Origin of the sequence: Aeromonas sp. QDB34 (assembly GCF_027705405.1) — a bacterium.
GTDB lineage: Bacteria > Pseudomonadota > Gammaproteobacteria > Enterobacterales > Aeromonadaceae > Aeromonas > Aeromonas hydrophila.
Map to the genome: position 1 here is coordinate 272,291 of NZ_JAPDBT010000004.1, position 26,069 is coordinate 298,359.

Here is a 26,069-nt window from a genome sequence, read left to right on the forward strand (position 1 = left end):
CCTGTGTCATCGCGCCGCGCGTTCGAGCCTGCTCCGCGCCCGCGTCACGCGCTTCCCTGCGGGAAGCCCGAGCCATCTGCTGTCGAGGGAACAACAATGCTGAGAATGATCATTGCCATGGGGCTGACCCGCTGGCGTTACATCGGCCTGTGGGCCTCCGTGCTGCTGACCGTGGCGAGCATCGCGGTGCTCGCCATCAACGGCCTCTCCCTCGGTCTCGACTTCACCGGCGGCATCCTGCTGGAGTTTCGCATCCAGACCCTGAAGGAGGCCCATGAGCTCAATGCCCTGTTGACGGCCCCCCTGGCGGGTGTGGTCGAGCTGCACGGCGCCGGTGTGCCCGGCGAGTGGCTGATCAAGCTGCCGCCCCACGAGCTGCCCTGGGCGGCCGAGGAGCTGGCGGTGATGCTGGGTCAGCAGCTCAACCTGCCGGTGGAGCTGCTGCGCACCACCATCGTCGGCCCCCAGGTGGGCGCCGAGCTGTTCCAGCAGGGGATGCTGGCGGTATTGGTAGCCTCGCTGGCCATCTCCGCCTACCTGGCGGTGCGCTTCGAGTGGCGCCAGGCCATCGGCATCCTGGTGTCGGTGCTGCACGACGGTCTGGTGGCGCTGGGGCTGCTGGCGCTGTTCAACATCGAGTTCGATCTCAACGTCATCGCCGGCCTGATGGCGGTGATCGGCTACTCCCTCAACGACAGCATCGTCATCTCCGACCGCTTGCGGGACTTGCTCAGCTCGCGCACCCAGATGGGGATCCACGACTGCTCCGACGTGGCCATCAAGGCCACCTTCAGCCGTACCATGATCACCTCGGGCACCACCTTGTTCACGGTGGGGGCTCTGCTGCTGTTTGGTGGCGACGCCCTTTACGGTTTCTCCTTCACCCTGTTCGCCGGCATCCTGGTGGGCACCATCTCCTCCATCACGGTGGCCTCCACCGTGCAGGAGCTGCTGGGCCTCTCGCCGCAGGCTTACCAGAAAAAAGAAGAGGAGCTGGCGGAGGCGGCATGACCTCGCCATTCCCATGCAAAACGGGCCTTCGGGCCCGTTTTTTTATGCGCATCTGAAATGAGGCTCAAAAGCCCGAGCCAGGTTGCAGCAAGAAGGCGGCCTCCTCGGCCGTGTCCTGGCGGCCCAGGATGGCGTTGCGGTGGGGGAAGCGGCCAAAACGCTCGACGATCACCTGATGGCGGCGGGCAAAGTCGGCAAAGCCGGCGAAGGTCTCCCGCGCCGGGCCGTCTGCCTGCTCGGCCGCCAGTCCCTCGAATAGGGTCACGCTTCTGGCCTGCTGCTCGCGGGATTCGGCGTGCTCCAGCGGCAGGTAGAAAAAGACCCGCCCCAGCGGCGGCAGCGCCAGATCCGCCCCCAGAGAGAGCCCCTTGAGGCAGAGGTCCCGCGCCTTGGCATCCTGGGCAAAGGCGGCGGGGGTGCCGCGGTGGATGTTGCGCGGCAGCTGGTCCAGCAGCAGGATAAGGGCCAGCCGGCCCTCGGCCGAGTCGGCCCAGTGGGCGAGCTTGCCGGCGGCGGCTGCGGCGGCCAGGTCACCGAAGCGGCTGGCGAGCAGGGCGTCGGTGTCGCTGTTTTTACCCCACCAGAGGGGCGCTTGGCGTTTGGCGCGGGTAACGTCGTCGGTCTCTTCGCCAAACCAGAATGCGATCAGCGGTTGCCAGGGTTGCATGGAATACTCCTTGGGCCTGCGGGCACCGGATGAATCAAGGCCAAATGACCCTGATGTGGTTGCTGCCGAACGGGCGGCTTCTCGTTACACTGTGCCATCTTTTCCCGCAATAGGGATCCCCCTTCGGCCGGAACCGGTTGGCTGGTCCTGTCGGATGACATGGCCAATGTACTCGATGGTGTGGCGCTGATGACGTGGCCAACAAGGGCGCGGTGGGCTGCGGGAAGCTCTCTTCTACTGACATAAGGATTCTCTGATATGGCCGGAACCAGTTTGTTGGCCCTGCTCGACGATATTGCCAGCGTGCTCGACGACGTGGCGCTGATGACCAAGATGGCGGCGAAGAAGACTGCCGGGGTGCTGGGGGACGATCTGGCCCTCAATGCCGAGCAGGTCTCCGGGGTGCGCGCCGAGCGGGAGCTGCCGGTGGTGTGGGCGGTGGCCAAGGGGTCGTTTCGCAACAAGCTTATTCTGGTGCCTGCCGCCATCGCCATCAGTGCCCTGGTGCCCTGGCTCATCACCCCGCTCCTGATGCTGGGGGGCGCCTACCTCTGCTTCGAGGGGGCCGAGAAGCTGGCCCACAAGTTTCTGCCCCATGAGGCGAGCGAGGGGGAGGCGCACACCGCCCCCGTTCCCGATGATCTGGTGGCGTTTGAACAGCAGAAGATAAAGGGGGCCATTCGCACCGACTTTATTCTGTCGGCCGAGATCATCGTCATCGCCCTTGGCACGGTACAGGGGGCGAGCCTGGCGCTGCAGCTGTCGGTGGTGGCGGGCATCGCCCTGCTGATGACGGTGGGGGTCTACGGCTTGGTGGGGCTCATCGTCAAGCTGGACGACATCGGCCTGCACCTGCTGCAAAAGCCCGATGGCAGTGCCCTGCGCCGGGCAGTGGGGCAGGGGCTGCTGGTGACGGCGCCGCGGCTGATGCACCTGCTGGCACTGGTCGGCACCATCGCCATGTTCATGGTGGGGGGCGGCATCCTGGTGCACGGCTGGCCTTTTGTGCATCACCTGATTGAAGGGGCCGCCACCGCCGTGGCTACTCTGCCTGCGGTCGGCGCCGCCCTCGCGCTGGTGACGCCGACCCTGCTCAACGCCGTGGCCGGTGTGGTGGCCGGGCTGGTGCTGGTGCTGGCCATGACCCTGGTGAGCAAGCTCAAGCCCGCCAAATAGTGGCAGCGGGCTGACCCTCGTGGGGCATATCCCTGCGGTGGGGGTCATCCCGTCAGAGACTGTCTCGTCTGTTGCCTCGGATGGGGGCTAGGCAAGGGCCTGCCCCCTTCGTACTATCCGGCAGACACCCGCTCACAGAGGCGGGGTCAGCCCACATGGACGCAAACAGACAAGGAAGGTCATGAAACCACCCGTTTGGCTGGATGATCACATCTATGCCGCCCCCGACTGCCCGGCGATCGACGCCGATTTCCAGCGTGCCCGCGAAGCCCTTAACCGCCTGCCACCCCTGCTGGATGAACTCACCAAGACCAACGACATCAATGCCTTGCGCCATCTGCTTCGGGCCATCAGGGCCTGCTGGCGCGAGGTGCGCCGGCTGGAGTGGAACTGCCAGACCTACGGCTACAACCGGCTCAGCCGGGATGGGCGCGACGAGGCGGCCCGTGTGCTGCTCTCCCGTGGCCAGCAGTTGCAGGCAAGCCTGGCCCAGCTTTGCAAGCCGGTGACCCTGTTCTGGGTGCGCGCTCCCGAAGAGCAGGTGCGTGCCCTGCTGCAGGATCCCGAGCTGTTCGAGCTCGCCTACGTCATTCGTCACGACCGGCGCCAGCAGGATCAGTGGCTCTCTCTGGAGAGCGAGCAGTTGATCGCGGGGCTGAGCGTGGACGGCCTGCAGGGGTGGGGGGATCTCTACGACAACCTGGTAGGAAGGCTCAGACCGGTGGTGGAGGGGCAGCCCATGGGGCTGGCCCAGGCGGACAACCTGCTGGCCCACCCGCAGCGGGCGCGCCGCGCCGCCGCCTGGCACGCCATTCAGGCTGCCTGGGGGGCGGAGCAGGAGACGGTGGCCGCCATCCTCAACGCCATCAACGGCTGGCGCAACGAGCTGGCCCACCAGCGTGGCAGGGAACGCAGGTGGGATGCGCTCGACGTTTCCTGCCATCAGGGGCACCTGGAGCGGGTGACCCTGGAGACCCTGATGAGGGCGGCCGGCGAGCACAAGGAGTTGGGGCGACGCGCCCTGCGCGCCATGGCCTGCGCCCAGCAGATCAACGACTTCGCCCCCTGGGATCTCTATGCCCCGGCGCCGGCTGCGGCGAGCGGCCTGATCAGTTTCGAGCAGGCGCTGACCCTGGTGGCAGACGCCTTCGCCGGCTTTGACCCCGAGATGGGGGCCTTTGCCCGCATGATGGCGGCCAATGGCTGGATTGACGCCGCCCCGAGCGAGCACAGGCGCAGCGGTGCCTACAGCACCGAGTATGCCGATCCGCCCGAGCCGCGGGTGTTTCTCACCTTCGAGGGGACCCTGGACAACGTCATCACGCTCGCTCATGAGCTGGGGCACGCCTGGCACAGCTGGCTGCTGCGGGAGTTGCCGCTGGAGCAGCGTGACTACCCCAAGACGCTGGCGGAGACCGCCTCCCTGTTTGCCGAGGCGCTGGTGCGCGATGCCCTGCTGGCGGCCACCGACAACATGGAGCAGCGCCGGGCCATCGCCTGGCTGGACGGGGAGCGCGCCGCCAGCCTGCTGCTCGACGTGCCGGCCCGCTTTACCTTCGAGCGGGCGCTGGTGACGGCGCGGGAGCAGGGCTACGTGGGGGCCGGCCAGCTGCGGCAGATGATGAAATCGGCGCAGCAGCAGTGGTATGGTGACACCCTGAGTCAATATGACGAGCTGTTCTGGGCCAGCAAGGGCCACTTCTCCATCGCCGAGCTCGGGTTCTACAACTACCCCTATCTGTTTGGCTACCTGTTCAGCCTGGGGCTCTATGCCCAGCAGGCGCGGGCGGGGCGCGAGTTCGTCCACGCCTATCGCGAGCTGCTGCGCGACACCGGCCGCATGAGCGCAGAAGAGCTGGTGGAGAAGCACCTGGGGGTCGATATCCGTGAGCCCGCCTTCTGGCAGGAGAGCCTCGATTATGTGGAAGAGGCGGTCGCCCGCCTCGAGCGGCTGGTGTAGGCAGCCCGGCGGTTTTTATCCTGGTGGCTGGGCCTGTGGCTCGCCACGCGCATTCAAAGGGGCTCGGCCCCGCAACCTGATGACGAGCATTTGATGCAGCAACGAATCTACCCACAACAGTGGCAAAACCAGCATATCTATCCCGCCCTCGACTGCCCGCAGGTGGCCGCGGATCTCGCTTTGTCGCGCGCCAGTCTGGACGAGCTCGGCCTGTTCCTCGAGGGGCTTGGCGCCGTGCGGGCCAATGCGCAGGCGCTGCAGGATTTTCTGCGCGAAGTGCGGCTGCGGGCCCAGCGCATTCGCAACATCGGCTGGAACCTGGCCGTGCTGGCGGCCTGTCAGGGCAGTCAGGATGCCCGTGACGAGCTGGCCAAGCAGCTGGCCTCCCGCGCCCGTGCCCTCAATGCCGATCTGTTCAAGACCCTGGCTCCGGTCGAGGATCTGATGCTGGCCCTGCCGGAGGCTGAATTCGAGCAGCTGATGGCCGACTCCCTGCTGGGGGAGGAGGCGTACCGGCTGCGTCACGAGCGCCGCTTGCATGATCAGCGCCTGCCGGTGGAGGCGGAGCAGCTGGTGATCGGCCTTGGCACCGACGGCCTGCACGCCTGGGGCAACCTCTACAACGATCTGGTGGGCAAGATCCGGCTGGTGATCGATGGCCGCGAGATGGGGCTGGCCGAGGCGAGCAACCTGCTCTCCAGCCCGCTGCGCGCCCTGCGCCGGGAAGCGTTCGATGCCATCAGCGCCGGCTGGGAGGGGGAGCAGGAGACGGTGGCCGCCATCCTCAACGCCATCAACGGCTGGCGGCTTGAGCTTTCGCGCCAGCGTGGCCGCAGCCGCCAGCTCGATGCGCTCGATCTCTCCTGTCACCAGAGCCACATCGAGCGGGCGACCCTGGATACCCTGATGCAGGAGACCTGGCGCGCACGCGGGCTCGGTCAGCGGGCGCTGGGGCTGATGGCCGAGCGCCTCGGCATCGAAGAGCTGGGGCCGGAGGATTTGTTTGCCCCGCCGCCGGCCGCGGTGAGCCGCGAGATCCCGTTCGAGGAGGCCATCGAGATCACCGCCGAGGCCTTCTCCCGTTTTGATCCCGAGATGGGCGAGTTTGCCCGCATGATGGCTGAAAAGGGGTGGATCGATGCCGCGCCCACCCCCAACCGGCGCACCGGGGCCTACTGCACCAAGTTTGCCGAGCCGGTGGAGCCGCGGGTCTTCATCACCTATGCCGGCACCATGGACAACGTCATCACCCTGGCCCACGAGCTCGGCCACGCCTGGCACAACTGGCTCATTCGCGATCTGCCCATGAGCCAGCGCAGCTACCCCATGACGCTGGCGGAGACCGCCTCCATCTTCGCCGAGACCCTGGTGCGCAGCGCCCTGTTCGAGCAGGCGCAGACCCCCGAGGAGCAGCAGGCCATCGCCTGGGCGGAAGCCGACGGCGCCGCCACCTTCCTGGTCAATATCCCGGCCCGCTTCGATTTCGAGCGCGCCCTGGTGGCGGAGCGGGCGGCGGGCTATGTCTCGCCGGCGCGGCTCAAGGCGCTGACCGAAGAGGCCTGGGGCCGCTGGTATGAGCAGAGTCTGTGCCGCTATCACCCCCTGTTCTGGGCCGCCAAGGCGCACTTCTCCATCGCGGGCTTGGGTTTTTACAACTACCCCTACCTGTTCGGCTATCTGTTCAGCCTCGGCGTCTATCAGCAGCTGATGCATCGCCAGAAGGCGGGGGAACAGAACGTGGCCCAGGCCTATCGCGACCTGCTGCGCGATACCGGCCGCATGAGCGCCGAAGATCTGGTGGCCAAGCACCTGGGCCAGGACATCCGCCAGAGCGCCTTCTGGCAGGGCAGCCTGGCGCTGGTGGAAGCGGCGGTGGAGCGTTTCGCCCAGACTCGCGGCTAACGCAGGCTTGCTGAATGAAACCGCCGGGCAGCCATGCTGCCCGGCGGTTTTTTTATGGGGCGGGTTTGCCTGGCTGCGGCTGAGCGGGCGGGCGCACCGGCCCCACCAGCAGGGGCCTCGGCTGGTGGCGCAGGTCTGGTTGGTAGCCGTTGAAAAAGAGGTTGAGCAGCACCGAGCTGAGGGTGGCCAGCAGGATGCCGCTGTGAAACAGCGGTTGCAGGGCGGCGGGGAAGTGCTGGAAGAAGTGGCCGGATACGGTGGGGATCATGCCGACCCCTAAGCTGATGGCGACGATATAGAGGTTGTGGCGATTGCTGTTGTAGTCGGCCCTGGCCAGGATGCGGATGCCGGTGGCCAGCACCATGCCGAACATCACGATACCGGCGCCCCCCAGCACGAAGGGGGGAATGGAGGCGACCAGCACCGACATCTTGGGCACCAGGCCGAAGGCGAGCAGGATCCCTCCCGACATGACGCAGACCCAGCGGCTCGACACCCCGGTCACGCTCACCAGGCCGATGTTCTGGGAGAAGGAGGTGTGGGGGAAGCTGTTGAAGATGCCGCCGATGATGGTGCCGATGCCGTCCACCCGCAGGCCGCGCACTATGTCGCCCCGGCTGGCCGGGTGGCCGACGATGTCGCCGAGCGCCAGAAACATCCCCATCGACTCGATGAAGGTGATCAGCATGATGACGGTGAGGGTGGCGATGGAGATGGGATCGAAGGTGGGCCAGCCGAAGGCGAACGGCACTATGGGGGCGAACCAGGCCGCCTCGCCGAGTCCGTCCAGGCTCACTTCTCCCATGGCGATGGCCACCCCGAAGCCGAACAGGATGCCGAGCAGCACCGAGATGTTGCTGAAAAAGCCCTTGGTGAAGCGGGTCACCAGCAGGATGAAGGCCAGCACCAGAAAGCTGGTGCCGATGTAGCGCAGGCTGCCGTACTCGGGGTTGCCCTTGCCCCCCGCCATCCAGTCGATGCCCACCTGCATGATGCTGATGCCGATGGAGGTGATGACCACCCCGGTCACCACGGTGGGGAAGAGCGGCATCAAGCGGCCGATGAGTGGGACCAGCAGGGTGGAGAGGATGCCGGCGGCGATGGTGGCGCCGAAGATGCCGGTCAGCCCCAGCGCCGGGTTGGCGCCGATGGCCAGCATCGGCATGACGGCGGCGAAGGTGACCGACATGATGACCGGCAGCCGGATCCCGGCGAAGCGGCCGATGCCAAGACACTGCAGCAGGGTGACGATGCCGCAGCAGAAGAGATCCGAACTGATGAGATAGGAGATTTGATCCTTGGGCAGCCCCAGGCTGCCGCCGATGACCAGCGGCACTGCCACGGCGCCGGCATACATCACCAGCACATGCTGCAGGCCGAGGGTAAAGAGCTGGCCGGGGGGGAGCAGGCGCTCCACTTCGTCGATGGCGCGGCCCTTGGCCGCCCCGGGGGGCTGGGTCTGGTTCATGAACAGATCACTCCTTGCGACCCGGCGGCGAGAGCCGGGCAAGATGGGGCAGGCTGGCTGCCCCGTTCATGGATGGGGTCCGGGTCGCCCTGGATCCGGCCGCGCAGGCGAAGGTTGCCTTCACGCGGTATTGCAGGGGGAGTGCAGGAACCGTGCTCAGCCGGCAGGCATGGGTGTCTGTTGGCCCTGTTCATGCGTATTTTTGCAGGCGGGATCACGCTTGCACGCGCCGATGGCTGACAATCGTTTGCCAGTCGATGAGACCGGGCTTTCAGATTGGTAGCCCGGTTATCATTTCGGTCGGTCGGGCTCTCAGATTGATAGCCGGCAGCGGACGGTTGCGCACCGTCTGGTTTCATCCGTAACCGAGGGCGTGATCCAAAGCAAGAAAGTAGGATGTTTTGGTGGCGCAGGGCCCCGCCGCTGGGGTAGTTTCGATAAAACCGACACAGATCCTGAGGTCTTATCCATGATCATCTATCTGCATGGCTTCGATGCCACCAGCCCGGGCAATCACGAGAAAGTGCTGCAGTTGCAGTTTATTGATGATGATGTGCGTTTCGTGCACTACAGCACGGTTCACCCCCGTCATGACATGAGCCACCTGCTCAAGGAAGTGAAGAAGCAGCTCGACATGAGCACCGATCCCAAACCCCTCATCTGCGGGGTGGGGCTGGGTGGGTACTGGAGCGAGCGCATCGGCTTCCTGTGCGGCATCAAGCAGGTGATCTTCAACCCCAACCTGCACCCCGAAATCACCATGCAGGGCAAGATCGACCGACCGGAAGAGTACGAGGATATCGGTACCAAATGTGTGTCTGAATTTCGTAGTAAAAATTCAGGAAATTGCCTCTGCATCCTTTCCGTTCAGGATGAAGTGCGCGATAATGGCGAAACTGAGCGTGAATTGAAGAATTATTACAACATCGTGTGGGATGAGCGAGAGACGCACAAGTTCAAGAACATCTCTCATCACCTGCAACAGATGAAGGCTTTCAAAGAAGCCTGATTGATCGTCACGTCATGGATTCAACTATCAAGGGAGCCGATGGCTCCCTTCGCTTTAATGGAACCGAGGTAATTAACCATGACCAATATTGTTGTCGTCGGCGGCGGTGCCGGCGGTCTGGAGCTGGCCACCAGCCTGGGCCGCAAGCTGGGCAAGAAGAACAAGGCCAAGATCACCCTGGTTGATCGCAATCGTACCCACCTGTGGAAACCCCTGCTGCACGAAGTGGCCACCGGCTCCATGGACGCGGGCATCGACGCCCTGAGCTACCAGTCCCACGCCAAGAACCACGGCTTCGACTTCCAGCTGGGTACCCTGACCGACATCAAGCGCGACGAGAAACGCATCGTGCTGGGGAAGATTGTCGACGATAACGGCGACATCGTGGTCAACGAGCGCGAGCTGCCCTACGACTACCTGGTGATGGCCATCGGTTCCGTCTCCAACGACTTCAACACCAAGGGCATCAAGGATCACTGCATCTTCCTGGACAGCCCCACCCAGGCGCACCGTTTCCACAACAGCATGATGAACCGCTTCCTGCAGTTCGCCACCGAATACCAGCCGGGCGACAAGGTGAAGATTGCCATCGTCGGCGGCGGCGCCACCGGCGTCGAGCTCTCTGCCGAGCTCTACAACGCGGTCGAGCAGCTCTATGCCTACGGCTTCAAGAACCTCACCACCGACAGCCTGAAGGTGACCCTGGTGGAAGCGGGCCCCCGCATCCTGCCGGCCCTGCCTGAGCGCATCAGCGGCGCCGCCCACCAGGAGCTGGTCAAGCTCGGCGTGGACGTGCGTACCGCCACCATGATCACCGAAGCGACCAGCGAGGGTCTGCACACCAAGGATGGCGAGCTGATTGAAGCGGACCTGATGGTGTGGGCAGCCGGTATCAAGGCGCCGGACTTCATGAAGGATATCGCCGGTCTTGAGACCAACCGCATCAACCAGCTGGTGGTGAAAGAGACCCTGCAGACCACCCGCGACGAGAACATCTTCGTCATCGGTGACTGCGCCGCCTGCCCGCAGCCGGACGGCAAGTTCGTGCCGCCGCGCGCCCAGTCCGCCCACCAGATGGCGACCCAGGCGTTCAAGAACATCCTGGCCAAGATGAACGGTGGCGAGCTCAAGCCCTACCTCTACCATGACCACGGTTCGCTGGTATCCTTGAGCCGCTTCTCCACCGTGGGCAGCCTGATGGGCAACCTGATGCGTGGCTCCATGATGGTGGAGGGCTACATCGCCCGTCTGGTGTACATCTCGCTCTACCGGATGCACCAGATCGCCCTTCATGGCTACGTCAAGACCGGCCTCATCATGCTGGTGGGCCGCATCAACCGGGTGCTGCGCCCGACCCTGAAGCTGCACTAAGCCGCTTGGGGCAAACGTGGCGGGGCGGCAATGGTCCCGCGCACCATGAAACGCGCACTATGAAAAAGGAGAGGCCCTGGCCTCTCCTTTTTTGTTGCTGGGGTATCAGGAGGCGTCCACCTGCAGGGTGCGCACCTCGGTGAGGGCTGCGGTGAAGAACAGCCGCGCCAGCTCCGGATCTCCTTGTCCGGCATCGCGGGCGACGTTGGCAATGTCACCGCCGAGCAGGGTGATGGTGTTGCCCACCTTGCTGACCCGATCGATGAGGGAGCCGAACTGCTGGGAGAAGGCCGTCGTCTGGCCGAGGAAGCCTTGCTGACGCTGGATCTGCCCCTCAATCTGGTTCACCTGTCCCTCCAGGCTGCTCACCTTGTTCTGGGTCTGCGTCAGGGTGACGGCCAGGGCGATGAGACCCGGCAGCCCCAGCAATCCCAGCCCCAGCAGGTAGAGTTTTTTCTTGTTGAGGGAGTCCAGCTCCTGCCGGGCGCCGTCCAGGTTGGATTGCAGCCCGGCGATGGTGGCTTGCAGCTCCACGCCGATCCGTTGCAACGCGATGTTGTCTTGTGTGATGCGATCGTTGGCGGTCTGGCTGGCGGTCAGGGTCTGGGCGGTCAGGGTCTGGATGGGGGCGATCTCCTGCTGGACCAGATCGACGAACGCCTTGAGCGCATCGGGGTTGAAGGGGCCGGTATTGGCCAGCTGCTGGGTCAGTTGCAGCTCCAGGCGGGCAGCAAATGCCAGGACTTGCTGCTGCATGGTTTGCACCTGGGGCAGCAGGGCCGCGACCACCTCACCGACGTTCTGCTGGATGTTGACGGCGTTTTGCGGCAGACCGCTGAAGGACTGAATGGTCGCTTCGGCCTGCTGCATGTTGGCAATGGATTGGGAAAGAATGCCGTTGCTCATGGGGTCTCCTTATGAAAGAGGGCGGCCAGGCCGCCCTCCCGTGGTTTAGGCGGCCAGGCGCGCCACGAAGTCGGCGATGGTGTCGGTCTGCGGCACTTGCAGCGGGCTCACCCCGGCCATCTGGGCCTTGATGGTGGTCACGTCGGTGAGCACCGTCTTGACCGTGGTGTCGGCGGCGGTCAGCCAGAGCTGACGGATGTCGTCGCCGCTGGTGATCCCCTTGTCCAGGTCGGTGATCAGGCTGCCCAGATCGGAGGTGAGGGAGTCCCAGGCGTTGCTCATTTGGGTGGCGGCGGTGACGGCGTTTTGCGCCTGCACCTGCAGCCCCTTGTAGCCGTTGCCGATCTGGGTGGCGATCAGCACCTCACTGTTGAGGCTGCTGCGTTTCTGGTACAGATCCTGGCGGGCGCCCAGCGAGTTGTGCAGCACAATGGCGCCAGCCGTGATGCCGCCGGCCCCGGCCACCATCATGGCGACCCCGCCGATGACCACCGGGGTCGAGGTGCCGGCGGTGACGAAGTCGGCCACGGCACCGATGGCGGTGACGAAGGCGCCACCAATCACCAGCAGCCCCCCGGCGACGATGCCGGCGATGGCGCCGTCGATGGCCGCGTTCACCTTGTCGATGTCGCCGTTGAGCTGGGCGAGCACCCCGTTATCCCCCTGCACCTTGCTGTTGAGGTTCACCACGATTCCCTGGAAGTTGCTGGAGTCGGTGATGAGGTTGTTGTTGAGATTGACGATCACCAGGCGGGTGTCGGAGGAGAGCCGCTGATATTCGGTGGCCTGCTCCTTGATGACGCTCAGTTGCCTGAGCCACTGTGCCTTGGTGGAGCCGGGCGGCAGCACGGCCGGAATGGCGTTTTGCAGGGCAAAGTAGTTGGAGATGTTGCTGATGTTGGTGATGATCTGCGGCTGGATGGTATTGAGATAGAGGTCGGCGTGCCCCTTCGCCAGATCGAGCCCCTGGTTGATCTGGGTCTGGTTGTCCTTGAGGTTCGGGAACTGGCTGAAGTCCACCGGCACCTGCTGCTTGACGCTGTTGCAGTAGGTCTGGATCTGCATGGCTTGGGAAGCCTGGTTGGCCATACCCTGGTCCATGGTGATGGTTGTTGCGTTGGTCATTTGGCGTGTCCTTGCGTGGTGGGATTAAGCGTCGGGCAGGATGCCGTTGCCGGCGTAGGCTGCCTTGATGTCGTCAACCTGGCTCGAGAGCAGCTGCCAGGACTGGGTGTTGAGCGCCACGGTGCGCCGCAGCTGGCGTATGTCGGCGGGGCTGTTGAGGTCAGTGACCACGGGCACGGCCCCTTGGTAGGCGTCGGCCACCTTCTGCCAGCCTGCGGGCAACTGGGTGACGGTGTCGGCAACCCGGTTGTAGGTGTCGACAAACAGCTGGTTTTGCGCCTGGACCGACTTGGCCACGCTCAGCAGGGTGTTGGTGGCAGCCAGTGCCTGATAGGCCTGGGCCAGCTTGTCGGTGTTGGTCTTGAGCTCGCGGGCCGCCTGGCTGGAGCCAGCGATGCCGGAGGAGAGCGCCTCGAGGCCGGAGATCATGTACTGGGTCTGCTGATCGGTCTCTTTGGCTATCTCCTGCGACGTGGCGGGTTTGGCCTCCTTGTCGGCCGGTTTCTGCTCCAGCGTCAGCGAAGTGACGATGGCCCGCCCCAGCTGGTTGACCCCCTCACCGGCCTTGCCACCCTCATCGACGATCGCCTGGATATTGGCGGCGATAGCCTGGTTGAGGGCGTCAATGATCTCGGTCTGACGCTTGGCGTCGGCCATCAGATCCTGCTCGAGCTGGGTGATGACGCCGTTGAACTGGGTCATCAGGGGGCGCAGGGAGCCCCAGGCCACCTGCACGCGGGTATTGAGTGCCTGGGCATTGAGCCGGTGGCTCTGGGCCTGATCGACGAGGGACGTCAGTTGCTGTCCCAGCCGGGCTCCGCCCGCGAGAACGGCGGCGTCGTCTTCCTGACCAAGCAGGCGGTTGAACGCGGCGACCAGGGCGTAGAAGTTGGAGCCGTTGCTCAGCAGGTGGATAAGGCCGGACAGGTTGGTCTGCTGGTAATAGCGTGCCTGATTCATCATCTGGGCCTGGTAGGCCTCGATTTTTACCGCGAGGGTGGAGTCGATCTCGCTGTTGGCCAAGGACTGCTGCATCAACAGCAAGTTCGCATAGGTCTGGTTGAGCAGGGCGGGTGAGGTCGCCGACAGGTAGGCGGCCAGCAGACCTTGATCCCCCAGATCCAGGGTGGCGATCGTGGTCATGACATGGTCTCCATCGCGGTGTCGGCGAGCGGGCTGGCGGGGGAACATGTCCCCAGTGCGAGGGTGGGGTGAGGTAGTCGGGTATCCTGCTGCATCATGCTGCTCTCCTCGTGACGAAGTGGGTCTGTCCCCGCGCTGGTGCCGGGACAGACTCACCCTAGGGAAAGGCAAAATGGGTCACAACTGACACTTTTGTCACTTGATGTTTGAGCTGGATCGGCTAATGAAAGGGGCGTCTGCATGGGGCGTGTCGGCGGCCCGGTGTTGTCTTTTGCCGATAACTTCTGCCGGTAAACAGGCCTGTCATCGGGCTGTGGCTCCGGGATATGGGGCACGGTCAGCCAGGGTCTGGCTGATCGTGTCGAGTCTGCCTGCTTGCCTGGTCTCCTGCGCTGCTTTAGGCTGTCTCCCCAGTACACTCCACAAGGAAAGCAAGATGATCCTCTCAACCACTCCCACCCTGGAAGGCAAGACCATTCGCGAGTACCGTGGCATCGTCGTGGGCGAAGCCATTCTTGGCGCCAACGTGTTCAAGGATCTGTTCGCCGGCATCCGCGACATCATCGGCGGCCGCTCCGGCGCCTATGAAAAAGAGCTGGCCAGGGCCCGGGAAATCGCCTTCGACGAGCTCAAGGAGCGCGCCGCAGCGCTGGGCGCCAATGCGGTGGTCGGCATCGACATCGACTACGAGGTGGTGGGGCAAAGCGGCAGCATGCTGATGGTCAGCATTAGCGGAACCGCCGTGCTGGTTTAAGGCTGCGTTCCTGCTGTTGTGATGTAGGCCGATAACCTGGTTATCGGCTTTTTTGTGGGGGCTGGCGGTGCCGCTTCCCTGGCCATCAGCGGAAAATGAGCCAATGTATGCTCATAACTTGTTGATTGTTATCTTTAATATTTTTTAATAATGGCCCGTTGCCGATTTTATATTTTTTAACTGGGCGGCGGTGAGTCGTCAGCACTAGAGTGTGTGCCATCAGGACGACATCCGGCACGGATGACATTTCATCTCTCTCAAGGCGTATCAAGATGCACAAGAAATCAGCTCTGTTGACCATCATCACCCTGGCCATCACCGCCCATGCCGGCAGCGTTGCGGCGGCCGTGCCCAACTTCAGCGCCAGCTGCCCCATGAATATCCAGGTCAAGGGAGAAGGGGGAAGCGTCTACATCAACGGCAAGAAGGCCACCCTGAAAACCGATGCCCCTAATGCCTATTCGGCCCAGAGCGGCAAGATCATGATCGGCATCACCTCGGATTCCGCCACCAGCGAGCCCAGCATCGACTACGCCATCAAGCACGACAAGCGCGCCAACGGCCTTTGCACCGTGCAATCCTGGTCGGCAGGCAAGGCGGCCGCGTTGCCGATGGCCAAGGGGGACTCTCCCTATCAGGGCAAGTGGACCGCCAAGAACAGCGGCACCGGTCAGACCGTGGCCGAGATCCGGATCGACGGCAAGGAGCAGGTGTGGGTCAACGAGGTCAAGGTGAAGGCCAAGCGCACCGACGGTGCCCTGCAGTTTCGTCAGGGGATGATCCTCTATACCCTGCAGGGCGATCCGCGAGTACGCAGCGAAAGCAGCTGGCAGGATACGGATGCCGGCTCGACCGGCCCTATCTCCTTTGAATAAATTCGCTTTCCAACTCCGATAAAAGCGACGCAGGCCATGGCCTGCGTCGCTTTTTTACTGGTCTACTGAAGGGGCGCGCTATGAGCGGTTACATCCCCGCCAGGGTATTGGCTTCGCCGTACCAGTCCAGCTTGTCGGCCAGCGTCACCACCGAACCTATGATGATCAGGCTCGGACTGCCGACCTGGGTTGCCAGCTGCGCCAACTGCTGCAGCTTGCCGCGTACCACCCGCTGCTGCAGGTGGGTGCCTTGCTCCACCAGCGCTACCGGGGTGTGACCGGGCAGGCCGTGAGTCTGCAGCTCGTCCTGAATGCGGCCGGCATGGGCCAGTCCCATGTAGAAGACCAGGGTCTGGCGAGGGGCCGCCAGCGCCGACCATTCCTGTGCGATATTGCCCTCCTTGTCGTGGCCGGTGATGAACTGCACCCGCTGGGCGTGATCACGGTGGGTGAGGGGAATGCCGCTGTAGGCGGCGCAGCCCGATGCGGCCGTGATGCCCGGCACCACCGAGAAGGGGATCCCCGCTTTGGCCAGGGTCTCCAGCTCCTCGCCGCCCCGGCCAAAGATAAAGGGATCGCCCCCCTTGAGCCTCACCACCTGTTTGCCAAGGCGAGCCTGCTCCAGCAGCAGCTGGTTGATCGCCTGCTGGGGTACGCAGTGGCGACCCGCCTCCTTGCCGACAAAAATCCGATCGGCATCCCGGCGCACAAGTGCCAGCACCTCCTGCGAGACCAGCCGGTCATAGACCACCACATCCGCCTGCTGCAACTGCTGCAAGCCGTTCAGGGTGAGCAGCCCGGCATCGCCGGGGCCGGCGCCCACCAGGGTGACGTTGCCGAGGCACTGCTGAGATGCATCAAGCAGTGCGTTGATGCTTTGTTCGGCAACCTGCTGCTGGCCCCGTGCCAGCTGGCATGCCAGTCGCTCATGGCTAAAGAGCCGCTCCCAGAAGCGGCGGCGGGCCAGCTTGTCTGGAATGAGTTTGACCCGCTCGCGCAGCTTGCCCGCCAGCGCCGCGAGCTGGCCGAGGTGTTGCGGCAGCATGGCTTCAAGTTTTTCCCGCAGCTGGCGGCTCAGCACCGGCGCCGCGCCTGCGCTGGAGATGGCCACCATCAGCGGCGAGCGGTCGATGATGGCTGGCATGATGGCGCTGCAATGGGCGGGAGAGTCCACCACGTTGCAGAAGATCTGGCGCAGGCTCGCTTCGTTGAAAACCTGTTGGTTGACCTCGGGCTGGTTGGTGGCGGCGATCACCAACCATTTGCCATCGAGCAGCTCGGGGTGAAAGTCGGCAGCGCAGACGGTAAGCCGTCCCTGCTCGGCCCAGCTCATCAGCTGGGGTTCGAGATGGGGAGCATTGATGGTCACCCGGGCTTTGGCATCGAGCAGCAGGCGCGCCTTGCGCACCGCCACCTCACCGCCGCCGACGATAAGCACCGGCTTGTGTTGCAGCTGACAGAAGAGAGGGAGAAAGTCCATAACGGGCTCCGGATGCGGGTCCGGCAGCGGCGGGCTGCGCAGGACGAAAAGAGGAGAAGAGGTTGAGGTGCAGTGAGAGGAAAAAGGGGGAAGCGTGATCCACGCCCGGCCAACGACAGATCCCCACCGGTTGTCGGCCACTATGATCAGCTTCCCCAAACGAGGTTTTTCCTATTGCACCGCTTTGACATGCATGTTGGCGACGTACTGATCTTCGGCCCAGAAGATGCGGTCAGCGACCATGGCTTCCGGGTTGAGGGTGACGCCGCGCAGCACCCGCTCCTTGAACTTGTGATAACCGGCCCGGTCGATAAGGTGACCCATGTGCAGGTAGATGGGCTTGCCATCCAGCATCTCGGCCTCAAACTCGAACAGGTTCTTGATCACCGCGTGCAGCACCTCTTCGGTCACCCAGTTGAGGAACAGCTTGCCGGTACGAGGGGTCTTCTTGCTGGTGCGGCCCCCCAGCTTGACCATGTAGAGCTGCTTGGGATCCCGCTGCCAGGCGAGGGTCGGGCAGGCCAGCACGCACTCGCCACAGCCGATGCACTTGCTCTCCTCCTTGACCGCCTTGCCATGCTTGATGGCGAGGCAATCCACCGCGTGGTGGCTGCATGCCTTGACGCAGGCGCCGCAGCCGATGCAGCGCTCGGCATTGAAGTGGATCTTTGCGATGCCGAGAATGCCGAAATCAGCCATGTTGGCCTTGGCGCAGTCGTTGGGGCAGCCGGCGATCACCATCTTGAGGTGATAGGGGTTGGGGTAGAGGTGCTTCTCCATTCGCTGGGCCAGCCCGGTGCAGTCGATATTGCCCTTCTGGCAGATGGTGTTGCCCTGACAGGCGACGATGTTGCGCCCGCCGATGGTCTGGTAACCGGCGCGTGTGTCCTCTACCTCGATGCCGCAGGTCTCCACCTCGATCTCCTTGATAAAGGGTTCGAGGGCGGCGTTGACCTTGTCCATGTCCTGATACTTGATGCCGGGCATGGCCAGCTTCTGGCGGGTAGTGAGGTGGATCAGGCCGTTGCCATACTGTTCGGCAATTTGCTGGGCCACCGCCAGCAGGTGGGCGGGCATGATCCCGCCGGGAATGCGCACGCTGATCATCGCCTCGCCGCGCACCTTGGAGAGGCGGTATTCGTTTTTGGCGCGGGCCTTGATGATGTCGATATCGAGACTCATGGTGTTCTCCCTCAGTCGATCAGATGCTGGGCCTGGTCAAAACGAAAGACCGGTCCATCCACGCAGATATAGGTGTCGCCCATCCGGCAGTGGCCACACTTGCCGACGGCGCAGGCCATGCGGCGTTCGTAGTCGACCCAGATGCGATCCTTGGAGATGCCCCGCTCGAGGAAGGCGAGCACCACGAAGCGGATCATGATGGGGGGGCCGACCACGATCACCTGAATATCCTCCTTGTCAGCGAGATCCAGCTGATCGATGTAGTCGGTGACCCGGCCGATGCGAAACTGCTCGCTCTCCTCACCCTCATCCAGGGTGACGATAAGGTTCTGGTACTCGGCCCAGAGCGGCATCTCGTGGCGATAGAGCACCGCCTGCTCGTTCTTGAAGCCGAGGATCATGTCGAGGGATTTCACCTGTTCCGGGTGTTTGCTAAAGCGGCGCAGCAGCCCCTTGACCGGAGCGACGCCGGTGCCGCCCGCCACTACGATGAGGTGCTGGTTGCGGTAGGTCTCCAGCGGGTAGCCGTTGCCGTGGACGCCGCGCATCCACACTTTGTCGCCCACATCGAGGGCAAACAGCGCATCGGTGACCTTGCCGACCTTGCGGATCAACAGATCCACATAACCATCGCCATAGTCGGAGACCGAGATGGGCGCTTCGCCGACGGTGGGCAGGGAGATCTCCACAAACTGGCCGTAGTGGACATCAAAGTCGCGGGAGACCCGAAAGTTCCACTCCAGCTCGGTGTGGCGTTCGATGGCCAAGATGGTGTAGGCCTTGGGCAGCAGGCGGTTCTCAACCACTTCCTGCTGCTCTGCTGTTGCGGTTTGTTGGCACTGGCACATATCAGTTCGCCCCCTGCGCGTGGTCGGCCGCGATGGTCTGTTCGACCACATCGGTCATCTTGTTGATGATGTTGCTAAAGGAGATGTAGTGAGGGCAGCGATCGTCGCAGCGGCCGCAGCCGACGCACATGTGCTCCGCCCCCTGACGGGCCTTGTAGTCGTTGACCTTGTGCAGGGCGCGATAACGCAGGCGCTCGCCATGTTTGGCGCGAAAACCGTGGCCACCGGCCATGTCGCTGAAGCCATCCACCATGCAGCTGGCCCACTGGCGACGGCGCTCACCCTGCTTGGGATTCTCCGCATAGGTGAGGTCGTGCACGCTGTAGCAGCTGCAGGTCGGGCAGGAGGTGGTGCAGCGGCCACAGCCGATGCAGCGGCTGTCGTACTCGGCCCAGACTGGATGAGCGGTGAGGATCTGGCGAATGCGCTGGGGATCGTCACAGACGCTGTCCGGGGTACGCACCTTGACCGGGTTGCTCTGGACAAACTCCGGGGTGAAGTCGTCGGGCTCGCCCAGCTCGGCAAAGTAGCCGAGCAGTTCGGGATCCTTGACCTCGATGCGGGCACCCTCATCGCTCAGACGAATGGCGGCGGCGTAGTCCCGGGTCTCATTGCTGCCCATGGCGACGCAGAAGCAGTTCTCGAAGCTCTCGCGGCACTCCAGCAGCACCAGCTTGAGTTTGCTGCGCAGCCGGGCGTAGTAGACGTCGCTGTTCTGGCCGTTCTTGAGGTAGACCTGATCCAGCCGGCGCAGGGCGTGGATATCGCAGCTGCGCAAGAACAGCAGAGTGGGCTTGGCCTCCACCCTGGATTCGCGCAGCTCCAGATTGTCGAAGTGGAACAGGGTCTGGGTGATGGGGAGCACCACCTCTTTCGGCGAGAAGTGGGACTTCTCCTGCCACACCAGATCGGCCGGATGGCGGATGCTGTGGTAGGTGACGTTGTCGGTGTCGGAGAAGCGACCGCCCCGATATTCAGCCGCAGGGGCCATGATCCGGTAATCGGGTAGCAGCCGCTCGAACAGCTGCGCCAGCGCGGGCTGGGTGAGAAGAAACGACATAAATAAACACCTTGTATGAGGGCGGGAGGCCCTGACATAGGGATGAGGAGCAGACCGCTCAGAGTGTCTGGCACCTGTGCTGGCCGCGCTTGCCTCGCCACGGTCTGTTTTTATGACTCATGTTGCTCAATTGACCCGATTGTTGTTGTGGGCGGCGCGTGCGTCGCGGCAGGTCGGGTCATGCCTGTAAAGCCCTTGTCAATTGAGCAGGGCGGCCTGATAGCCGGCGCACTTGCCCATCACGTAACCGAGTTCCAGCTTGTCGGGATCACGGGTAAAGCGGGAGACCGGGAAGTAGTCTGCCGGCGCTATCACCTCGATCTGGCAGTCCGCCGGCGGATGGGCGATGAAATCGAGTGCTTCGTTGTAGCTGCGATCCCGCTGTTCCAGCGCCTGCGCCAGCGCGGGGCGGGTCTTGAGCAGGGTGCGGATCATCCAGGGGAAGGGCATCGGTTTGAGCCGGTAGCCCAGCGGCTCGGAGAGGATCACCGTCAGCTGACGGGCGCCGCGCCGGTAGGCCTCGATCACCGGGATGGAGTCGGCCACCCCGCCATCGGTCATCGGCACCCCGTGCACTTCCGGATACTCGCGAGAGGCGAGAGGGATGGCGCAACTGGCGGGCAGCACTTCATTCATGTTCTCCGGTTTGACCCGGATGTACTCCGCCTTGCCAGTCAGGGTGTTGGTCACCACCGCGTAGAAGGGAATGCCGCTTTGCCGGTAGCTGTGTACGTCCAGCGGGTACTTGCGACAGCTGGTGTGCCATAGCCAGTGGATATCCACCAGATTGCCCCCCTTGGCGAAGCGCAGCGGATCCATGAACTCCTGGCGACAGGCCAGCTCGGTCAGAATGTCGTGGCTGCGACCATGCTGGCTGGCGAGATAGGCCAGCAGGTTGGTGGCGCCCGCCGAGACGCCGATGGCAAAGTCGAAAGGGTGGTAATCGTGCTCGATGAAGGCATCCAGCACGCCGCTGGCGAAGATACCGCGCATGGCGCCGCCTTCGACGACCAATGCGTGGGGAGAGGTGGTTCTGTTCATATGGGGGCCTCATCGCTGAGCCGGCAGTGCCGAGTCGTGTCGAAAATGCCAGCGCGGGGCTGACGAGCGGAGTGGGGCCATTCTAGGCAGAGGATGTTGTTCGGGATATCTGTCAATTTCAAATCAGTCGTTTTGTTTTTATGAACAAAACGACCCAAGGTGACCACTTGTGATGCTCGCTGGAACTGGACTAGGATGGAGACGATTTTTGTCCGTCGGCCCCGGGAGCGGGGCCCCATCATCTCTGTCAGGGAGTACGCAATTCATGGCTCTGCTCAAACCGCCGGGGCTCAAGCCCGGCGATACCATCGGCTTTTTTTCTCCCTCCAGTGCGGCCACCGCCTGGGCGCCAAACCGCTTTGCCCGTGCCGGGGCGTTTCTGGAAGGGCAAGGCTTCAGACTCAAGGCGGGCAGCCTCACCGGCCAGCAGGATCACTGGCGATCCGGCTCCATCGCCGCCCGGGCTGACGAGCTCAATGCCCTGATTCGCGATCCGGAGGTGCGCTGCATCATGTCGGTGATAGGCGGCAACAACTCCAACTCCCTGCTGCCCCACCTCGATTTTGATGCACTCAAGCGCGATCCCAAGATAGTCATTGGCTACTCCGACGTGACGGCCCTGCTGCTCGGCATTCATGCCCGCACTGGCCTCGTCACCTTCTACGGCCCGGCGCTGGTGGCCTCTTTCGGCGAGCTCTCGCCGCTGGTGGACGAGACGCTGGCGGGCTTTCGCCAGATCTGCCAGGCCGGTGGCGCCGCCGTGCCCCACACAGTGCCGACCCCGGCGCAATGGACCGAGGAGCGGCTTGACTGGGAGAACCAGACCCGTGCCAAGCAGTGCCAACCAAACCGGCTGATCTCGGTGGGGACCGGTCGGGTGCGGGGCCGGCTTATCGGCGGCAACCTCAATACGATGGCGGGGATCTGGGGTTCCCCCTATATGCCGGCCATCGAGCAGGGGGACATTCTGCTGCTGGAAGACAGCCTCCATTTGGCAACGACGGTGGAGCGCTCGTTTGCCCACCTCAAGCTGTGCGGGGTGTTTGATCGGATCGGCGCCCTGGTGCTCGGCAAACACGAGCTGTTCGACAGCCAGGGCAGCGGCCGGCGGCCGCTCGATATCCTGCTGGAGGTGGTGGGGGAGCCCACCTTCCCCATTCTGGCGGAGTATGACTGCGCCCACACCCACCCCATGCTGACCCTGCCCCTTGGCATCGAGGTTATGCTGGATCTCGATGCCCAGCGTCTCACCCTGTGCGAGCCCTGGCTCGGCGAGTGAGCCCGCGTTGGCTGCCATCGCCGTATCGGCAAATAAACAAAGAGGTCGCCTGGGCGACCTCTTTGTCATCTGTCCCGCGGTAGCGGGGCTCAGGGCAGGGAGTCGGGCCGGAAGCTGGCGCGGATCTGCGGCACCAGGGGAGCGACATCGAAACCCTTCTCTTCTCCCAGCACCGGGTGGAGCAGGGCCAGATCCGGGATGGGGGTCATGTCGCCCGCCAGCAGCTGGCGAGTGGCCTGGCCCATCTGATAGAGCTGGCGCACCGGGGCAAACTGGGTCGCCAGATTGAGGGAGTCATCGGCACGGGCAAAGGCCATCATGGGGATCTGGTAGCTGGCATCGCGGGGTGGCTTGTCGCCGTGAATGCCCTTGCCGGCGGACATCAGGAACGGCTGGTGATCACCAAACGCCACCACCAGGTAGCGTTTGCCTGAGCGATCCAGGCTGGTCAGCAGATGCTCCAGCGACGCCATGGCATCCACCACGCCGGTGTAGTAGGTGTTGAGCAGCTGGCGATCGGCGTCGCTCTGATCCGGGCAGGCTTTGTCGAGCTGCTGGGCCTGGTAGCGATCCCCGTCGAAGGGGCCGTGCCCCTGCATGGTGACCGCGTAGGCAAACAGCGGCTGCTCATCTTGCTCGCTGCGCTTGAGCAGGTGGTCGATGAGGGCATCATCCGAGATATAGAGCCCCTTATGCTCGAGCGTGGTGAAGCGGGTGTCGAACCAGCGCTCCTCATAGCCAAGGGCCGGGATCGCCTTGGCGCGGCCCCAGAACTTCTCCACATAGGGGTGGGCAAACAGGGTCTGGTAGCCACTTTGCTTCGCACTTTGCGCCAGGCCCGGCACCTGCTCCGAGAGGTAGTAGTAGGGCACCACCCCCTGTTTGAGCAACCCCACCGGCAGGCCGGTGTTCATCTCGAACTCCGCCAGTACCGTCATGCCGCCGGTGGTGGGGGAGTGGATGGTCTTGTGCCACTGCTGCACGCTGGCCGGCAGGCTCAGGGTGGGGGGCGGCGCGCAGATCTTGCCCTGCCAGCCGAGCCAGAGGGATTCATATTGCAGCACGATCACCAGATCGAAGCGGGGCGGCTGGCTCAGGCTGACGTGGCTGAGCTGAGGGGTGAACTCGTTGATCTGCAAGGGATAGCGAAACACGCTGCCACTTTGCAGCATCTCGTCCACCAGGTTGAACAGATAGAGGCCGGGCCCCGAGCGGATGATGTCCCTGTGGTAGTTGACCGCTCTGTCCACGTAGCGAATGTTGGGCCCCAGCAGCTTGTTGCCGGTCTGGGTGGCGAACACGCACAGCGCAAAAAAGGCGGCGGTGGCGGCCAGGGTGCGCAGGATCCAGCGCGACAGGGCGAAGCGCCAGCACAAGAAGAGGGCGAGCGCGCCGCCCAGCAGCGGCAGCACCGGGTGCTGCTCCAGCAGGATGCGCAGCAGCGCCACCAGGTTGCCGAGATCGTCCCCCCCGAGCGGTACCCCGTAGATGGCGATCTTCATGAAATTCGCCAGCAGCCCGATGCCGGACAGCGCCGTGAACACCAGCCCCATGTAGAGGTTGAAGCCCGCCAGCGCGCAGAGGCTCCAGCCCAGCACCATGCTGCCCCAGGCGAGGTAATAGTGCTCCGGGCGAAAGCCTGACCAGAGCAGAAACTCCCCCAGCTTGAACACCACGAAGCCGTGCAGCAGCACGAAGGTGAGGTTGCCGAGCAGCAGGCTGCCGGCGATGCGCCAGCGCAGATTGCGCCTGAGGCTGGGCAGCACCACCTTCAGCACGGCGGCGCTCAGGGCCAGCACCAGCAGCAGACTGGTGCAAAGATAGGTGAGGTTGAAACCCCGCTCCGGCAGGGTCTGCAGGATCTGGCTGAACTCACCGCTCTCCGGCCTCTCCTTGAGCAGCAGGCCGATCCGCAGCTGATAGCGGCTGGCCAGGGCGTCATCGGGGGCGCGCAGGGTGCTGTTGAGATCCAGGGTGCAGCGCCCCTTGCGGCACTGCTGGCGCTTGTCCACCGGCTGGCTCAGCTGATCGATGCGCTCGCCCCTCTCATTGAGCAGCTCCACCCTGACCTTGTCACCCTCCTGCAGCGGCCCGCGCAACTGCCACTGGCTGCGCACCACCAGATAGAGGCCGCGGCTGTCGCTCTTGTAGAGCAGGGCGTGACGGGTGAGGGTGGCGATGGGGTTGTCCGCCGGCCCCAGCACCAGCGGCTGGGCTCGACCGAGCCAGCTGGCGGGGTTGATCTGCGGCAGCAACAGGGTCAGCAGCAGCAGCGCGGCCAGCAGGGCGAGCAGCACGGCGGGCAGAGCGGGCACCCTGGCTGACAAGCGCGCTGAAGTGGGGGCTTTCATATGGGCTCATCCTTTGAGCGAGTGACGATGAAACATGGCTGCTGCATTTAATTTGACCCGATGGTGATGGGCTTGTTCCTTGTTGTCAATTTAATGACCGAACAATGAACGTTGCGTGACCGTGAAACCATGCAAACTGTGATCCCGATCCGGGGGCCGCACTCATTCTGTGATGAAAGCGTCATCATGGCGCTTTGCCACTGGCCTGCCTCTGCCTTGCTGCTTAGTCTCTCAATATGGATGGAGGTACATGTATGAATCCCAAAGTAGCGGCACGTCAGGCAAGATTGCTCCGCATGCTGGAGAGCAAACAGGAGATCCGGATCGGGCGCGAGCAAGACTGTCCCTTGTCCGTGGCCAAACTGGTGCGACTCAAGGAGGATCATCCGGCGGTGCTCAAGGTCTATCGTCACGGCCTCACCGCCGAGGTGTTCCACCTCAAGGTGGAGGGACATCACTGGTGCCTGAAGCGGCGCCGGCACGACTCCCTGGTGGCCAACGTGGACGGCAGAACCGCCTTCCTGACCGAGCTGGAGCGCCGCCGCGAGATTGAGGCCCTGCGGGAGTTGCACCCCACCATTCTGGCCAACGTGGTCTGTACCTGTTTTGGCTCGGCCCGGGCCGGCGTGCTGGTCTCCCCCTGGCTGCGGGGCGTGCCGGTGCATGAACTGAACGAGCGCAACCTGGCGCAGATGCTGGCGGTGCAGGCGGAGCTGGCCCATTGGGGCTGGTTCGACTGGGATCCGAGCCCCGGCAACCTGCTCGACGATGGCCAGCAGATCAGCGTGTTCGACTTTGGCTACATGTGGCCCTTTGACCCCCGCCATGAGTTCAACTCCAACGGCCTCACCGATCCCGCATTTCACGTGCCGGAGCGGCTGGAGACCCGCACCCTCTCGGGCCTGTGGCTCGACGAGCCGGATCCGCTGCCGCAGTTTCGTTACTGGCGCGGCCTGTGCATCAATTGGGCGCAGCGGGAGCTGCAACATCTGACCCGGGAGGGGGCGAGTGCGCCCGTGCTGGCCCGCTTGCAGAGCCTGCTGGGGGAGTGGCGCTCGGCGCTGGCCAGCGAGGAAGCGCTCGCCGCCAACTGGTGGCGCGACATGTATCGCAGCCATCGGCTCGACATTGCCGACGATCTCAGCGGTAAGAGCTGCGGCCCGCTCACCCTGCGCCGGCTCGACTGGTTGCAGCAGGCGGTGACCGAACACTTCGCCGAGCTGGCGGACAACCTGGGCCCCGACGAGGCGGGCTTAAGTCAGGCGGCGCTGCTGAGCCGGCTGGAAGGGCTGCGCGAGGAGATCCGGGCCAACCTGCTGCCGGTACCGACCCTGGCGGGTTAAGGAGAACCGCACTCATATCGAATCTTCATGTCACCCTATATAAAGGCTATGTCCCAATTACGTGTTGCATGGGGTGCCCCAGCGCCTCATGCAAGCAACGTGAGATATTCACTTCCCT

21 protein-coding genes are annotated in these 26,069 nt (G+C 63.8%); 10 read left to right on the plus strand and 11 right to left on the minus strand.

What is annotated here, in order from left to right; all coding sequences use genetic code 11:
* The first annotated feature begins 96 nt into the window (after nt 1-96).
* Nucleotides 97-1,011, plus strand: a complete 915-nt coding sequence (gene secF, locus OKC29_RS08825; RefSeq protein WP_024944906.1) for a protein translocase subunit SecF — start codon at nt 97-99, stop codon at nt 1,009-1,011.
* 64 nt (nt 1,012-1,075) lie between these two features.
* Here the strand turns inward: secF and OKC29_RS08830 are convergent, their stop codons facing one another.
* Nucleotides 1,076-1,678: a DUF924 family protein gene (locus tag OKC29_RS08830; protein WP_073350663.1), complete on the minus strand. Its 603-nt coding sequence runs from the start codon at nt 1,676-1,678 to the stop codon at nt 1,076-1,078.
* Between the two features lie 258 nt (nt 1,679-1,936).
* On the opposite strand from OKC29_RS08830, the gene OKC29_RS08835 reads away from it, so the two are divergent.
* The 3 genes from OKC29_RS08835 (at nt 1,937) to OKC29_RS08845 (ending at nt 6,716) form a co-directional block, all read left to right on the plus strand.
* The gene (locus OKC29_RS08835; protein ID WP_049047786.1) at nt 1,937-2,854 is read left to right on the plus strand and encodes a DUF808 domain-containing protein; all 918 of its coding nucleotides are present in this window, start codon (nt 1,937-1,939) and stop codon (nt 2,852-2,854) included.
* 181 nt (nt 2,855-3,035) lie between these two features.
* Nucleotides 3,036-4,814: a M3 family oligoendopeptidase gene (locus OKC29_RS08840; protein WP_073350661.1), complete on the plus strand. Its 1,779-nt coding sequence runs from the start codon at nt 3,036-3,038 to the stop codon at nt 4,812-4,814.
* 93 nt (nt 4,815-4,907) lie between these two features.
* Entirely contained in the window at nt 4,908-6,716 is a 1,809-nt protein-coding gene (locus OKC29_RS08845; protein WP_073350659.1) for a M3 family oligoendopeptidase, read from the plus strand.
* 52 nt (nt 6,717-6,768) lie between these two features.
* On the opposite strand, the gene OKC29_RS08850 is transcribed toward OKC29_RS08845, so the two are convergent.
* Nucleotides 6,769-8,184: a nucleobase:cation symporter-2 family protein gene (locus tag OKC29_RS08850; RefSeq protein ID WP_042064544.1), complete on the minus strand. Its 1,416-nt coding sequence runs from the start codon at nt 8,182-8,184 to the stop codon at nt 6,769-6,771.
* Between the two features lie 469 nt (nt 8,185-8,653).
* On the opposite strand from OKC29_RS08850, the gene ycfP reads away from it, so the two are divergent.
* Both ycfP and OKC29_RS08860 read left to right on the plus strand, forming a co-directional pair.
* Entirely contained in the window at nt 8,654-9,193 is a 540-nt protein-coding gene (ycfP, locus tag OKC29_RS08855; protein ID WP_016351064.1) for an alpha/beta hydrolase YcfP, read from the plus strand.
* A gap of 78 nt (nt 9,194-9,271) precedes the next feature.
* Nucleotides 9,272-10,564 (plus strand): NAD(P)/FAD-dependent oxidoreductase, encoded by a 1,293-nt coding sequence (locus OKC29_RS08860; RefSeq protein ID WP_011706404.1) that lies wholly within the window; start codon nt 9,272-9,274, stop codon nt 10,562-10,564.
* A gap of 105 nt (nt 10,565-10,669) precedes the next feature.
* On the opposite strand, the gene OKC29_RS08865 is transcribed toward OKC29_RS08860, so the two are convergent.
* The 3 genes from OKC29_RS08865 to OKC29_RS08875 are packed head-to-tail and all read right to left on the minus strand — an operon-like array spanning nt 10,670 to nt 13,738.
* Nucleotides 10,670-11,470: a hypothetical protein gene (locus OKC29_RS08865; RefSeq protein WP_073350657.1), complete on the minus strand. Its 801-nt coding sequence runs from the start codon at nt 11,468-11,470 to the stop codon at nt 10,670-10,672.
* 45 nt (nt 11,471-11,515) lie between these two features.
* Entirely contained in the window at nt 11,516-12,595 is a 1,080-nt protein-coding gene (locus tag OKC29_RS08870) for an HBL/NHE enterotoxin family protein (protein WP_073350654.1), read from the minus strand.
* A gap of 24 nt (nt 12,596-12,619) precedes the next feature.
* Nucleotides 12,620-13,738: a hypothetical protein gene (locus OKC29_RS08875; RefSeq protein WP_162275711.1), complete on the minus strand. Its 1,119-nt coding sequence runs from the start codon at nt 13,736-13,738 to the stop codon at nt 12,620-12,622.
* A 436-nt stretch (nt 13,739-14,174) separates the two neighbouring features.
* Here OKC29_RS08875 and OKC29_RS08880 point away from each other — a divergent pair, with 436 nt between their 5' ends.
* Together OKC29_RS08880 and OKC29_RS08885 are read left to right on the plus strand one after the other, a co-directional pair.
* Nucleotides 14,175-14,492 carry a heavy metal-binding domain-containing protein gene (locus OKC29_RS08880; RefSeq protein WP_011706400.1) on the plus strand — a complete coding sequence of 106 codons (318 nt, stop codon included), beginning with the start codon at nt 14,175-14,177 and terminating at the stop codon, nt 14,490-14,492.
* A gap of 272 nt (nt 14,493-14,764) precedes the next feature.
* The gene (locus tag OKC29_RS08885) at nt 14,765-15,367 is read left to right on the plus strand and encodes a hypothetical protein (RefSeq protein WP_073350652.1); all 603 of its coding nucleotides are present in this window, start codon (nt 14,765-14,767) and stop codon (nt 15,365-15,367) included.
* 88 nt (nt 15,368-15,455) lie between these two features.
* Here the strand turns inward: OKC29_RS08885 and cysG are convergent, their stop codons facing one another.
* From cysG to OKC29_RS08910, 5 genes are all read right to left on the minus strand, one after another.
* Nucleotides 15,456-16,847: a siroheme synthase CysG gene (cysG, locus tag OKC29_RS08890; RefSeq protein WP_073350650.1), complete on the minus strand. Its 1,392-nt coding sequence runs from the start codon at nt 16,845-16,847 to the stop codon at nt 15,456-15,458.
* A 171-nt stretch (nt 16,848-17,018) separates the two neighbouring features.
* On the minus strand, nt 17,019-18,029 hold the full coding sequence (gene asrC / locus OKC29_RS08895; protein ID WP_058051680.1) for a sulfite reductase subunit C: 1,011 nt from the start codon (nt 18,027-18,029) through the stop codon (nt 17,019-17,021).
* Nucleotides 18,030-18,040: 11 nt separating this feature from the next.
* Complete coding sequence (gene asrB / locus OKC29_RS08900) at nt 18,041-18,877, minus strand: anaerobic sulfite reductase subunit AsrB (RefSeq protein WP_073350648.1); 837 nt, start codon at nt 18,875-18,877, stop codon at nt 18,041-18,043.
* Nucleotide 18,878: 1 nt separating this feature from the next.
* On the minus strand, nt 18,879-19,937 hold the full coding sequence (asrA, locus tag OKC29_RS08905; protein WP_073350645.1) for an anaerobic sulfite reductase subunit AsrA: 1,059 nt from the start codon (nt 19,935-19,937) through the stop codon (nt 18,879-18,881).
* A 198-nt stretch (nt 19,938-20,135) separates the two neighbouring features.
* Nucleotides 20,136-20,978 carry a patatin-like phospholipase family protein gene (locus tag OKC29_RS08910; protein ID WP_016351054.1) on the minus strand — a complete coding sequence of 281 codons (843 nt, stop codon included), beginning with the start codon at nt 20,976-20,978 and terminating at the stop codon, nt 20,136-20,138.
* 265 nt (nt 20,979-21,243) lie between these two features.
* Between OKC29_RS08910 and OKC29_RS08915 the strand changes: the two genes are divergently transcribed.
* Complete coding sequence (locus OKC29_RS08915) at nt 21,244-22,257, plus strand: S66 family peptidase (protein ID WP_073350643.1); 1,014 nt, start codon at nt 21,244-21,246, stop codon at nt 22,255-22,257.
* 89 nt (nt 22,258-22,346) lie between these two features.
* On the opposite strand, the gene OKC29_RS08920 is transcribed toward OKC29_RS08915, so the two are convergent.
* Nucleotides 22,347-24,608, minus strand: a complete 2,262-nt coding sequence (locus OKC29_RS08920) for an LTA synthase family protein (protein ID WP_073350636.1) — start codon at nt 24,606-24,608, stop codon at nt 22,347-22,349.
* A gap of 254 nt (nt 24,609-24,862) precedes the next feature.
* Here OKC29_RS08920 and OKC29_RS08925 point away from each other — a divergent pair, with 254 nt between their 5' ends.
* A complete protein-coding gene (locus tag OKC29_RS08925; protein WP_073350634.1) occupies nt 24,863-25,951 on the plus strand; it encodes a hypothetical protein in 1,089 nt (362 codons plus the stop codon).
* Nucleotides 25,952-26,069 lie beyond the last annotated feature (118 nt).

Coding starts and splice junctions, on each gene's coding strand:
- OKC29_RS08860 (WP_011706404.1), top strand. CDS start 9,272: ATGACCAATATTGTTGTCGTCGGCGGCGGTGCCGGCGGTCTGGAGCTG.
- secF (WP_024944906.1), top strand. CDS start 97: ATGCTGAGAATGATCATTGCCATGGGGCTGACCCGCTGGCGTTACATC.
- OKC29_RS08835 (WP_049047786.1), top strand. CDS start 1,937: ATGGCCGGAACCAGTTTGTTGGCCCTGCTCGACGATATTGCCAGCGTG.
- OKC29_RS08830 (WP_073350663.1), bottom strand. CDS start 1,678: ATGCAACCCTGGCAACCGCTGATCGCATTCTGGTTTGGCGAAGAGACC.
- OKC29_RS08910 (WP_016351054.1), bottom strand. CDS start 20,978: ATGAACAGAACCACCTCTCCCCACGCATTGGTCGTCGAAGGCGGCGCC.
- OKC29_RS08840 (WP_073350661.1), top strand. CDS start 3,036: ATGAAACCACCCGTTTGGCTGGATGATCACATCTATGCCGCCCCCGAC.
- asrC (WP_058051680.1), bottom strand. CDS start 18,029: ATGAGTCTCGATATCGACATCATCAAGGCCCGCGCCAAAAACGAATAC.
- OKC29_RS08865 (WP_073350657.1), bottom strand. CDS start 11,470: ATGAGCAACGGCATTCTTTCCCAATCCATTGCCAACATGCAGCAGGCC.
- cysG (WP_073350650.1), bottom strand. CDS start 16,847: ATGGACTTTCTCCCTCTCTTCTGTCAGCTGCAACACAAGCCGGTGCTT.
- OKC29_RS08885 (WP_073350652.1), top strand. CDS start 14,765: ATGCACAAGAAATCAGCTCTGTTGACCATCATCACCCTGGCCATCACC.
- OKC29_RS08915 (WP_073350643.1), top strand. CDS start 21,244: ATGGCTCTGCTCAAACCGCCGGGGCTCAAGCCCGGCGATACCATCGGC.
- OKC29_RS08850 (WP_042064544.1), bottom strand. CDS start 8,184: ATGAACCAGACCCAGCCCCCCGGGGCGGCCAAGGGCCGCGCCATCGAC.
- ycfP (WP_016351064.1), top strand. CDS start 8,654: ATGATCATCTATCTGCATGGCTTCGATGCCACCAGCCCGGGCAATCAC.
- OKC29_RS08880 (WP_011706400.1), top strand. CDS start 14,175: ATGATCCTCTCAACCACTCCCACCCTGGAAGGCAAGACCATTCGCGAG.
- asrA (WP_073350645.1), bottom strand. CDS start 19,937: ATGTCGTTTCTTCTCACCCAGCCCGCGCTGGCGCAGCTGTTCGAGCGG.
- OKC29_RS08870 (WP_073350654.1), bottom strand. CDS start 12,595: ATGACCAACGCAACAACCATCACCATGGACCAGGGTATGGCCAACCAG.
- asrB (WP_073350648.1), bottom strand. CDS start 18,877: ATGTGCCAGTGCCAACAAACCGCAACAGCAGAGCAGCAGGAAGTGGTT.
- OKC29_RS08845 (WP_073350659.1), top strand. CDS start 4,908: ATGCAGCAACGAATCTACCCACAACAGTGGCAAAACCAGCATATCTAT.
- OKC29_RS08925 (WP_073350634.1), top strand. CDS start 24,863: ATGAATCCCAAAGTAGCGGCACGTCAGGCAAGATTGCTCCGCATGCTG.
- OKC29_RS08920 (WP_073350636.1), bottom strand. CDS start 24,608: ATGAAAGCCCCCACTTCAGCGCGCTTGTCAGCCAGGGTGCCCGCTCTG.
- OKC29_RS08875 (WP_162275711.1), bottom strand. CDS start 13,738: ATGACCACGATCGCCACCCTGGATCTGGGGGATCAAGGTCTGCTGGCC.